This window comes from Mesorhizobium sp. M5C.F.Ca.IN.020.32.2.1, from assembly GCF_004023105.1.
Lineage (GTDB): Bacteria > Pseudomonadota > Alphaproteobacteria > Rhizobiales > Rhizobiaceae > Mesorhizobium > Mesorhizobium wenxiniae.
In genome coordinates this window covers 1-10,871 of the sequence record NZ_RZSX01000106.1, presented here as the reverse complement: position 1 = coordinate 10,871, position 10,871 = coordinate 1, and the positions used below count along the sequence as shown (strand labels likewise).

General features: G+C 64.4%; 13 protein-coding genes. 5 read left to right on the top strand and 8 right to left on the bottom strand.

The genetic code is table 11. The features are described from left to right. Positions 1 to 797: 2-hydroxy-3-oxopropionate reductase (locus EOA86_RS08010; protein ID WP_128341170.1), on the bottom strand; the 797-nt coding region annotated here is incomplete at its 3' end. Positions 798 to 913: 116 nt separating this feature from the next. On the opposite strand from EOA86_RS08010, the gene EOA86_RS08005 reads away from it, so the two are divergent. The 4 genes from EOA86_RS08005 to EOA86_RS07990 all read left to right on the top strand — a co-directional run bounded on the left by EOA86_RS08005 (position 914) and on the right by EOA86_RS07990 (position 4,689). Continuing rightward, on the top strand, positions 914 to 1,678 hold the full coding sequence (locus EOA86_RS08005; RefSeq protein ID WP_128341171.1) for an HpcH/HpaI aldolase/citrate lyase family protein: 765 nt from the start codon (positions 914 to 916) through the stop codon (positions 1,676 to 1,678). A 16-nt stretch (positions 1,679 to 1,694) separates the two neighbouring features. After that, a complete protein-coding gene (locus EOA86_RS08000) occupies positions 1,695 to 2,912 on the top strand; it encodes an FAD-dependent oxidoreductase (RefSeq protein WP_128341169.1) in 1,218 nt (405 codons plus the stop codon). 72 nt (positions 2,913 to 2,984) lie between these two features. Beyond that, positions 2,985 to 3,734, top strand: coding sequence for an electron transfer flavoprotein subunit beta/FixA family protein (locus tag EOA86_RS07995; protein WP_128341168.1), 750 nt, complete (start codon positions 2,985 to 2,987; stop codon positions 3,732 to 3,734). 25 nt (positions 3,735 to 3,759) lie between these two features. After that, positions 3,760 to 4,689: an electron transfer flavoprotein subunit alpha/FixB family protein gene (locus EOA86_RS07990; protein WP_128341167.1), complete on the top strand. Its 930-nt coding sequence runs from the start codon at positions 3,760 to 3,762 to the stop codon at positions 4,687 to 4,689. Between the two features lie 41 nt (positions 4,690 to 4,730). Here EOA86_RS07990 and EOA86_RS07985 read toward each other — a convergent pair whose 3' ends face one another. Then, positions 4,731 to 5,048, bottom strand: a complete 318-nt coding sequence (locus tag EOA86_RS07985) for a Dabb family protein (RefSeq protein WP_128341166.1) — start codon at positions 5,046 to 5,048, stop codon at positions 4,731 to 4,733. 696 nt (positions 5,049 to 5,744) lie between these two features. Here EOA86_RS07985 and EOA86_RS07980 point away from each other — a divergent pair. Next, a complete protein-coding gene (locus EOA86_RS07980; RefSeq protein ID WP_128341165.1) occupies positions 5,745 to 5,972 on the top strand; it encodes a hypothetical protein in 228 nt (75 codons plus the stop codon). 117 nt (positions 5,973 to 6,089) lie between these two features. Here EOA86_RS07980 and EOA86_RS07975 read toward each other — a convergent pair whose 3' ends face one another. The 6 genes from EOA86_RS07975 to EOA86_RS07950 form a co-directional block, all read right to left on the bottom strand. After that, entirely contained in the window at positions 6,090 to 7,565 is a 1,476-nt protein-coding gene (locus EOA86_RS07975) for an NAD-dependent succinate-semialdehyde dehydrogenase (protein ID WP_128341164.1), read from the bottom strand. A 156-nt stretch (positions 7,566 to 7,721) separates the two neighbouring features. Continuing rightward, entirely contained in the window at positions 7,722 to 8,477 is a 756-nt protein-coding gene (locus EOA86_RS07970) for a hydroxymethylpyrimidine/phosphomethylpyrimidine kinase (RefSeq protein ID WP_128341163.1), read from the bottom strand. Further along, positions 8,468 to 9,073: a thiamine phosphate synthase gene (locus EOA86_RS07965; RefSeq protein WP_128341162.1), complete on the bottom strand. Its 606-nt coding sequence runs from the start codon at positions 9,071 to 9,073 to the stop codon at positions 8,468 to 8,470. The genes EOA86_RS07970 and EOA86_RS07965 overlap by 10 nt, the downstream gene beginning before the upstream one ends. Beyond that, positions 9,070 to 9,846: a thiazole synthase gene (locus tag EOA86_RS07960; RefSeq protein ID WP_128341161.1), complete on the bottom strand. Its 777-nt coding sequence runs from the start codon at positions 9,844 to 9,846 to the stop codon at positions 9,070 to 9,072. The genes EOA86_RS07965 and EOA86_RS07960 overlap by 4 nt, the downstream gene beginning before the upstream one ends. Before the next feature lie 4 nt (positions 9,847 to 9,850). Then, positions 9,851 to 10,048, bottom strand: a complete 198-nt coding sequence (gene thiS / locus EOA86_RS07955; protein WP_128341160.1) for a sulfur carrier protein ThiS — start codon at positions 10,046 to 10,048, stop codon at positions 9,851 to 9,853. Then, positions 10,017 to 10,871, bottom strand: an 855-nt coding sequence (locus tag EOA86_RS07950) for an FAD-dependent oxidoreductase (protein ID WP_128341159.1), incomplete at its 5' end; no start/stop codon positions are given. The genes thiS and EOA86_RS07950, both read right to left, overlap by 32 nt.

The following is a 10,871-nucleotide window of genomic DNA, read 5'->3' as shown; positions in this document are numbered from 1 at the left end:
GCGCATGCGTTCATCAATTCCTGAGCAGTCGCCGTGTTCGGCAGTGCGACGCCAAGCGCCCGCGCGCTTTCGAGCGCTAGGCCGAGATCCTTCTGGTGCAGCTTGATCCGGAAGCCGGGATTGAACGTCCGCTTGATCATGCGCTCGCCATGCACCTCCAACACCCGCGACGAGGCAAACCCGCCCATCAGGGCGGTGCGGACCTTCGCCGGGTCGCAGCCCGCCTTGCTGGCGAACACCAGCGCTTCCGCCACGGCCTCGATGTTCAGCGCCACGATGATCTGGTTGGCGATCTTGCAGGTCTGGCCGGCGCCGTTCGCCTCGCCGATCAACGTGATGTTCTTGCCAAGTTTCTCGAAAATCGGCAGCGCGCGCTCAAAAGCGGTCCGCGGTCCGCCGGCCATGATGGTCAGGCTCGCTGCCTTGGCGCCGACCTCGCCGCCGGAGACCGGCGCATCGAGATAGTCGACTCCCTTTTCGCGGAATCTCTCCGCGAAGCGCCTCGTGGCGATCGGGCTGATCGAGCTCATGTCGATGACGAGCGCGCCCTTGGCGATCCCATCGAGAACGCCGTTCTCACCGAGCAGCACGCGCTCCACGTCGGGCGTGTCGGGCAGCATGGTGATCACGACGTCGGCTGCCCGCGCGACTTCGGCCGGGGAGGGCGCCATTGAGGCTTCGAGGCCGAATGGCAACGGTGAGCGATTGAGCGTGGTGACGATCTCGTGGCCCGCGGCGGCAAGATTGCTCGCCATCGGAGCACCCATCACGCCCAGTCCGATAAAACCGATCTTCATACCTGCTCCATTTCCAGAACGAACTCTCGATGACGAACCGCTTGCTAGCGCCGCGCGACGTATGATATAGGACATCATACAAATTTCAATCCACTTTCGTCATGGAGACCATCGACATGGAGGAGCGCCGCAACTCCCTCAAGGCAGCCTTGGCGGCTGGCCGGCCGCATATCGGCATCTGGTGCTCACTGGGATCGGCGCTCACCACCGAGGTGGTCGCCGGCTCGGGTGCCGGCTGGGTCCTGATCGATGGCGAGCACAGCCCCAATCACCTCATCACCATCATGTCGCAATTGCAGGTCACGGCAGCGTTTCCGTGCGAGGCTGTGGTGCGGTTGCCGTCGGACGATCCGAACCTCATCAAGCAGGCGATGGACATCGGCGCACGCAGCCTGATGATCCCGAACGTCCGCAGTGCCGGGCAGGCACGCGCCATCGTCGCTGCAATGACCTACGCGCCCGGTGGTATCCGCGGCTTCTCCGTTGGCCACCGAGCTAATGCATTCGGCCGCATCGCCGGCTATCACGCGAATGCGCGCGCGCAACAGCTACTCGCGGTTCAGATCGAGGACGAGACAGGCGTGGCCAATGCGGCCGAGATCGCCGCGGTCGAAGGTGTCGACGTGCTCTTCGTCGGCCCTGGCGACCTCTCCACCAACATGCGTGCGATGGGTAATCCCAACGCAGCCCATGTGCAGGAGGCCATCCGCTCCGTGCGTAGCGCGGCAGAGAGCGCCGGCAAGGCGAGCGGCATCCTGGCGCCGGCGAAAAATGACGCGGACCGCTATCTGGCCGATGGCTTCACCATGGTCGCGGTAGGTTCAGATCTTGGGCTGCTCGCCCGTGGATCGGACGCACTGATCGCCGCCTTCGCCGGCTGATTCCGGAGCTTGCGCCATGGCGATCCCATCCTACAAGGCACCGAGCCGCGACACCTACGACATCGTCATCGTCGGCGGCGCGGCGATCGGCTCCTCGACCGCCTACTGGCTGAGCCGGACGCTCGGCCGAACAGCGTCGATCCTCGTCGTCGAACGCGACAGCAGCTATGAGTTCTCCTCGACGGCGCTCTCCACCAGCGCCATCCGTCAACAGTATTCCAACCCGATCAACGTCAAGATCAGCCAGTTCGGCATAGAGATCATCCGCAGCTTTCCCGAACTGATGGCGCCGTTTTACCCGAACGAGCCCGCGCCCGATCTCGGCTTCCGCGAGCACGGCTATCTCTATTGCTGCTCGCCCGAAGGGGTAGAAGCCGCGAAAGCCAGGGTCGACCTGCAGCGCAGCCTCGGCGCCGGCACGGTCTTCCTCGATCCCGGAGCGCTGAAGGAGCAGTTTCCCTGGCTCAACGTCGATGATCTCGGCGGCGGCTCCTGGGGATCGCGCGACGAAGGCTGGTTCGATTCGATGGGCCTGATGAATGGCTTCCGCCGCGCGGCGCGCCTGTCGGGCGTCGAATACATCGACAACGCTGTCACAGGGCTCGACCTGGCCAACGGGCGCGTCGTCTCGGTACGACTTGCGACGGGCGAGACGCTCGCCTGCGGCACGCTCGTCAATGCCGCCGGCCCTCGCGCGCAGCAGGTGGCGTCGATGGCTGGCCTTTCCATCCCGGTCCGACCCTATAAGCGCTACAGTTTCGTCTTCGCCAGCGCCAACCCGATCCCCGGCCGCATGCCCAATGTCATCGATCTGTCAGGGACCTTCGTCCGACCGGAAGGCGAGCTTTTCCTCACCGGCAACACGCCGCAGAACGATGGGCCGGCCGACTACGACGACTTCGAAATGCACCATGAGGAGTTCGACGAGCATATCTGGCCGGCCCTCTGGCATCGCATCCCCGCCTTCGACGCGCTGAGAGTCCAGATGTCTTGGACCGGCCACTACGAATACAACATGCTGGATCACAACGGCATCGTCGGCTTCCACCCAACCGTGACGAACTTCATGTTCGCCAATGGCTTTTCGGGGCACGGGCTGCAGCAGTCGCCCGCGGTCGGGCGAGCGGTCTCGGAACTTATTGTCCACGGCGCCTTCCAGACGCTCGATCTGTCGCCGTTCAGCTACGAGCGGATACCCCGCAATGAGCCGTTTCTCGAAGAAGCCGTGATCTGAACGTTGTCGCTTGGCTGGGTCGGACGACGGCGGCCGCGACAGTGCCCCATCGAATAGAAAGGTAATGATCGGATGAAAATCCTTGTCCCGGTTAAGCGGGTGGTCGACTTCAATGTGAAGATCCGCGTCAAGGCGGACAGTTCGGGCGTCGAGCTCGCCAACGTCAAGATGTCGATGAATCCCTTCGACGAAATCGCCGTCGAAGAGGCGATCCGGCTGAAAGAAGCGGGCAAGGCGGAAGAGATCGTCGTCGTTTCGATCGGTCCGGCGCAGGCGGCCGAGACGCTGAGGACGGCACTTGCGATGGGCGCCGACCGCGCCATCCTTGTCAAGGTCGACGAACTGGTCGAGCCGCTCGGCGTCGCCAAGGTGCTGAAGGGCGTCGTCGAGGCGGAGAAGCCCGGCCTGGTCATCCTCGGCAAGCAGGCGATCGACGACGACGCCAACCAGACCGGTCAGATGCTGGCGGCGCTGCTTAACTGGAGCCAGGGCACCTTCGCCTCGAAGGTCGAGATCGACGGCGACAAGGCCAAGATCACGCGCGAGGTCGACGGCGGTCTGCAGCTGGTCGAGGTGAAGCTTCCGGCGATCGTCACCACCGACCTTCGCCTCAACCAGCCGCGTTATGCCTCGCTCCCCAACATCATGAAGGCGAAGAAGAAGCCGCTCAGCGAGAAGACGCCGGCGGATTTCGGCGCCGACGTCGCACCGCGCCTGAAGGTTCTGAAGACCGAGGAGCCGGGCGGCCGCAAGGCCGGCGTCAAGGTGAAGAGCGTCGCCGAGCTTGTCGACAAGCTCAAGAACGAAGCCGGCGTATTGTAGGCGATCAGGAAGGGACGTGGATAAAATGGCAATTCTCCTCATCGCCGAACACGACAACCAGAGCCTGTCCGACCAGACGGCGAAGGCGCTGTCGGCGGCTTCGAAGATCGGCTCCGACATCGATGTGCTGGTCGCGGGCAACAATGCCAGGGCGGCGGCCGCCGCCGCGGCGAAGCTGTCAGGCGTGCGCAAGGTGTTGCTCGCCGAGGCAGCCGAGCTGGAAAACCGGCTGGCCGAACCGCTCGCCGCGCTGATCGTTTCGCTCGCCGGCAGCTACGACACGATCGTCGCGCCGGCCACCACCAGCGGCAAGAACGTGATGCCGCGCGTCGCCGCCCTGCTCGACGTAATGCAGGTCAGCGAAATCGTCGAGGTGGTTTCATCAGACACCTTCGAGCGTCCGATCTATGCCGGCAACGCGATCCAAACGGTGCAGTCGAGCGACGCCAAGAAGGTGATCACCGTGCGCACCGCCTCCTTCCAGGCGGCGCCCGAAGGCGGGCAGGCTCCCGTCGAGACAGTGGCGGCGGCGGCGAACCCGGGCCTCTCCTCCTTTGTTGAGAACCGGCTGTCGGGCGGCGAGCGGCCGGAACTCACTTCCGCGAAGATCATCATCTCCGGCGGCCGCGCGCTCGGCTCCTCGGAGAAATTCCAGGAGGTCATCCTGCCGGTCGCCGACAAGCTGGGAGCAGCCGTCGGCGCAAGCCGCGCGGCGGTCGACGCCGGCTACGCGCCGAACGACTGGCAGGTTGGCCAGACCGGCAAGGTGGTGGCGCCGGAGCTGTACATCGCCGTCGGCATCTCGGGTGCCATCCAGCATCTCGCCGGCATGAAGGACTCCAAGGTCATCGTCGCCATCAACAAGGACGAGGAGGCGCCGATCTTCCAGGTCGCCGACTACGGCCTCGTCGGCGATCTCTTCACCATCCTGCCGGAACTCGAAAAGGCGCTTTGACGCTGCAGGGGGTGGTGTCGCTGCAGGGATATTCCGGAGGCTCAGCTACCGCTCTCCAGGCAAGAGACTGACGTCGCAACATCGTAGTCGGCCGCCAGCCGCAATTCACGGAGCGGACGCACGCGCTTGATGGCTTCGGCATAAAGCTCATGCGCTTTGTAGGCCGCTAGCGCGGCGTCGTTTTCGAATTCTCCATAGACGACGACGTCGATTTCCTTGCTCAGCGGGTCGGACTTTCGGTTGAGAGTGATCTCGAGGTGCGAGGCATGCGGAATCCTGGTCAAGGGCGCCAGCCCATCCCGGATGCGCTCGACACTGCCGCCGGCCTTGGCGCTGAAGAAGACGATGTGGCGGATCACCGAAGAAAGGCTCGACTCCAATGGACCGATGATTATCAGGAGGCTTGTCGCGGGGCAAATGGGGCTCGAGATCCTGTCGGCTGACGGCATAGCCGCCTCTTGATCCGGGTCGGTCAAAGCAGCAATGCGAGCGTCGGTCGGGGTCACAAACGAGACGCGGCCATGCAACGAATCTGCTGATCAGATCCGGTTCTGCCACCTGCAGGGGCAGTCGCCCAACAGGCTTGCTTTCACCAGTATAGGCTGGGCTGGCACAATCATCCTGGTTACGCTCGAGTCGTTTGAGCGGCCGTCATGTTCGGCACCAGTCTGAACGGCGATCCAATAGTGCGACCTGCAGGGGAGCGTTCCCAGCCCGATCGAGGGCGAGCGACACCGTGTCGCCGTACCACTTGGTTCAGCGGAGTTACGATGCATCTCATAGCGATCATCGAAATCCATGTTCGTGGTCGCGCGCTTCGGGCGCATGGTGGGCCCGACGTAGCCCTCATCTGCTTCGCGCTTCGCCCTGCGGACAGCAGACAGCGAAGCCTCCACGGCCGCGAAAATCTCGCGACGGTGGCTCGATTCCGGGACCGGCCCGCCATTTTTGGGAGGTGATCGGTGCGCATGCCCGGCCTAGCTCATGCCGTTTATCTCCTGACCGCATAGTTGCCATCGTCCTTTCAGCCGGCGGGCCTCCCGACCGCCGGATCGATGATGACGATCCCCTCTGCAGAATTGCCTTTTTCGAAGAGCTTGACGGTCTGCGCCGCCTTTACTGTGCTTCAGCCTTTGCCATGGGCTCCGGTCCTTCCCGACAGCGCAGGCGGCGAAGTGCTGTCGATCGACCGTGCACTGGCCTCAAAAAAACGCATCGCCTCACCCGACGCGGGGAAGGATAACGTCAATATCGATCGTGTCCTGCAAACGTCACAGCGGTAAGACAACGCAGAAGTCTGGATTACGGTGTACCGCCAAACAACAAGTCGAGAGTGCCGAGGTCTCAACCATCCTCGAATATGATCCCTCGGGGATCGGGCCCACGCAAGCATATGTGCTTCAAATCCCGCCCATGCAGAGGTATTTCATTTCAAGGTAATCCTCGATGCCGTGGCGGGAACCCTCGCGCCCAATGCCGGACTGTTTCACGCCGCCAAAAGGCGCGGCTTCGGAGGACATGCGGCCGGTATTGATGCCCACCATGCCGTATTCGAGCGCCTCGGCCACACGCCAGACGCGCTTCAGGTTGGAGGCATAAAAGTAGGCGGCAAGCCCGTAGATCGTGTTGTTGGCATCATGCACGACCTGATCGGCATCCTCGAAGCGAATGATGGGCGCCAACGGCCCGAACGTCTCCTCTTGCGCCACGGTCATGCCTCGGGAGATTTTGGTGAGGACCGTCGGTTGGAAAAACGTGCCTTCCTTGCCGATGCGATTGCCGCCGCACTGGACAGTGCCGCCTTTTGCGACAGCATTGGCGATGTGAGATTCTATCTTGGCGAGCGCCTGCCTGTCGATCAGCGGTCCGATCGCCACGCCTGGATCGAAGCCGTCGCCCACTGAGAGGTGGCGGACTTTCTCCACAAATTTGTCGACGAATTCATCATGAACGTTCGACTGGACGTAAAGGCGGTTCGCCGAAACGCAGGTCTGGCCGGCGTTGCGGAACTTCGCCTGGATCGCCCCGTCAACGGCGGCATCGACATCGGCATCGTCGAAGGCGATGAACGGTGCGTTGCCGCCGAGCTCGAGGCTGACCTTCTTGATCTGGTCCGAACACTGGCGCATCAAAAGCCGCCCGACCTCGGTCGAGCCGGTGAAGCTGATCTTACGAACCTTGGAGTTGGCGCAAAGTTCGCGGCCGACGGCATCGCCTTCGGAAGCATAGATCAGGTTGACGACGCCCTCGGGAAATCCTGCCAGGTGGGCGAGGGCGAACATTGCGCCGGCAACGAGCGGCGTCTGTTCAGCAGGCTTGAGCACGATCGTGCAGCCGGCGGCCAGAGCAGGCGAGATCTTGCGCGCCACCATGGAGGCCGGGAAATTCCATGGGGTGATTGTGCCAACGACGCCGATCGGCTGCTTGATCACCAGCAGCCGCCGATCGGTGGAAGGAGCGGAAATCGTCTCGCCGTAGATGCGATTGGCCTCTTCGGCGTACCATTGCAGGTACGCAGCCGCATGCGAGACCTCCGACTTCGCCTCGGCAAGCGGCTTGCCCATCTCCGCCGTGAGGATTGCGGCAAGATCATCGGCATGGTCGACGATCAGCTGATGCCAGCGCCAGAGCATGTCGCTGCGCTCGCGGGCGGTCAGGACCGCCCATTTCGGCTGTGCACAAAAGGCCGTGTCGACCGCAGCGCGCGTCTCCTCGATGCCCATGTCGGGAAGCTCCGCCAGCAATTCGCCGGTCGATGGGTTGAAGACCTCGAATGTTCGCTGGCTGACGGACGTGCCAAGACACGGCAAGCGGTCGATGGTGCCGAACAGCTCGGGGGATTTCAGGTGGCGGACCAGCGGCTGGAACAAGGGCAAACGGGATCCTCCTCAACGCGATGTTTCCATTGGTGGCGTGACGCGTATCCGCAGGCCGGGCCCGCGCATAGGGCCTCGGCCGGCCGCGGGCAGCGCCAACCTCCCTCATCCCGGCAAGCGACTGTAGGTCGACCACGCCCTGAGGTCGCTTCGATGTCACTTCGATCCAGCCAGGGCGTCGAACACATATTGCCTGGCGCGGCGCACGCTTTGCTCCACCGATGCCCCGAGCGCGAGAGAGGCGGCAATGGCGCTGGAGAGCATGCAGCCCGTTCCGCGCATCTGGCGCGGCAGGCGCGGCGACGCATATCGAAGGGCGGGGCGGTGCGGCTGCACCAAAAGGTCGACCGCCTCACTGCCGGAGGCATGACCGCCCTTGACGAGAACGGCGGTCCAGACCGTTCTGACCAATTCCTCCCCCTTGCAGCAGGCGGATGCCTCATCGGGCGGGCTCTCCGATCCGGTCAGCACGGCCAGTTCCGGCATATTGGGCGTGACAAGCCGGCACAGCGGCATGAGATCGCGACGCAGCGCGGCGACAGCATCCTCGACAATCAATGCCCGGCCGGATGACGCGGCGAGCACCGGGTCCAACACTGCCGGTATCTCGGAATGATCCCGCAAAACCTGAGCTGCTTCCTGGATTGCGCCGTCGGTGCCGAGCATCCCGATCTTGATCGCCTTCACGCAATTGGCCGCAATCGCGGCCCGGATCTGGGCTGCGATGAAGCGGGGCGGCATATGCTCGATCCAGTCGACCGAATGATGCGTCTGGGCGGTCACCGCCGTCACGGCGACGCACGAGCTCAGACCCAGTGCCGCGATCGTCTCGACATCGCGCGTCACGCCGGCGCCGCCGCTCGAGTCGGTCCCCGCGACGACCAGCACGCAAGTCTCGCGATCTATCGCCATGGCGCTGTTGCCTCGAGCCATTCACGCGTGCGCGCTTCCGGATCGGCATTGCGCAGGATGTCGGTCACGACAGCGGCACTGTCCGCGCCATGCCCGAACACGCCGGCAAGGCGCTCCGGGTTGAGTCCGCCAATGGCGACAAGCGGCAGGGGCGCGACGCGCTTCTTCCATTCGGCGATGCACTCGAGGCCTTGCGGCGCCCATTTCATGGTCTTCAGCACGGTCGGGTAAATCGGGCCGAGCGCGACGTAATCGGGCTCCGCGAACAGCGCCGTTTCGAGCTCGAGGTGGTCATGCGTGCTCAAGCCCAGCTTCAGCCCGGCCCGCCGGATTGTTCTGACGTCCGCGGTAGCCAGATCCTCCTGGCCGAGATGAATGAAGTCGCAGCCTTCCTCGATGGCGAGCCGCCAGTAATCATTGACGATGAGCTGGCAGCCGTGGCGCGCGCAGGTCGCCCTGGCCTGGCGGATTTCGGCGCGAAGGGTGGCGTCGTCCTTGTCCTTGATGCGAAGCTGCACGAGCTTCACGCCGAGCGGCACGAGCCTGTCGATCCACGCTGCGCTGTCGACGATCAGGTAGAAGGGGTCGAGCCTCACGAGAAGACCGCCTGGCCGATGACGGGCGTCGAGGGTACCGCCATGTCGCGCGGCTCGAGCAGCCCGGCGCGATACGCCTGGCGGCCCGCCTCTACGGCCTTCGCGAAGGCAGCTGCCATGGCGACCGGATCGCCCGCCTTGGCTATTGCCGTATTGAGAAGCACGGCATCATAGCCGAGTTCCATCACCGCCGCGGCATGCGAAGGGCGGCCGAGCCCGGCATCGATGATCAGCGGTGTGTCGGGGAAATGGGCGCGCAATGCCCGCAAGGCGTCGATGTGGACCGGCCCCCTGGCCGAGCCGATCGGCGCGCACCAGGGCATGATCACCTCGCAGCCGGCGTCGATCAGGCGCTCGGCCACCACGAGGTCCTCCGTCGTATAAGGGAAGACGGCAAAGCCGTCTTCGACGAGCACGCGCGCGGCCTCGACCAGGCCGAAGACGTCCGGCTGCAGCGTGTCGTGATTACCGATCACCTCGAGCTTGATCCAGTTCGTGCCGAACACCTCGCGCGCCATTTTCGCGGTTGTCACCGCTTCCTTTGCGGAGTGGCAGCCGGCGGTGTTGGGAAGCACGTGTACGCCGAGCTCGCGGATGAGCGACCAGAACTGGCCGCCGCAATCGCCGTCAGCGCTCTCGCGCCTGAGCGAGACCGTGACGACCGCCGCGCCCGACGTCCGAACCGCCATGGCGAGAACCGCGGGGGAGGGATATTGCGCCGTGCCGAGCAGGAGGCGCGAGGATAGCTCTATCCCATAGACGGTGAAAGGCATTTGTTCAGCCTCCCTGCCGCGGGGTCAGGATCTCGACGCGGTCGCCGTTCGAGAGCCGCGTTTTCTTGCGGTCCGCGCCCGCCACGAACTCGCTGTTCAGAGCGGTGGCGTACCAGTTTCCCTGGTAGCCGAGCTCGGCCAGCAGCGCGGCCAGCGTCTTGGCTTCCGCTTCAAGCGGTTGCCCGTTGACGACAAGTCTCATGGGGTTCGTCCTTTGCGGGATGATTGGCGAAGACGATGTCGGCCGCCTTGCGCGCGAAGGCCGGCGCCATCAGGAAACCGTGGCGGAAAAAGCCATTCATGAAGATCGTGTCGTCCTTCTCCACCACCCTCGGCAGATTGTCGGGAAACGCCGGCCGCACACCGGCCGAACACTCGACGACGCGCGCCTCGCCGAAGGCCGGATGGAGCGCGTAAGCCGCATTGAGCAGCTCCATTAGGGAGCGCGCCGTGACCGGCCCGCTGTCGGCGCTTTCGATCATGGTCGCGCCGACCATGAAGCGACCGCCGCCGCGCGGGATCACATAGACCGGAAAGCGCGGGTGGATGAGCCAGACGGGACGGGCAAGCGACACCTCCCGCGTCTCGAGATAAAGCATCTCGCCGCGCACGCCACGCAGGTCCGGGAGGTGCTGGCGCGCCGCCATTCCCGTGCAATCGACGACCCGGTCGAATCGCACGTTCTGTGGCGGCTCCGTGCAGCCGAAGCGGAACCGCACGCCCATTGTCGCAAGCTTTGCATGGAGTCCCTTGAGCGCCTGGCGCGGGTCGAGATGGGCTTCCTCGGCGAAGAGCAGCCCGGCGCGGAAGCGCCCGGCCAGGTCTGGCTCGATTGCCGTGATCTCGTCGCCCGAGAGATTCGAATAGCCCCTCGTGCGCGTGGCGAAGCGCCGGAGCTCGGCGGCGTCGCGTGGCGGCGCCGCGACAAGCGTGCCATTGAAGGCAACGAGACCGGGCAGGGCTGCCTCCCACCATGCGGCCGAACCTTGCCCGAGCGCGATGACCGCTTCCTCGCCGCTTTCCCG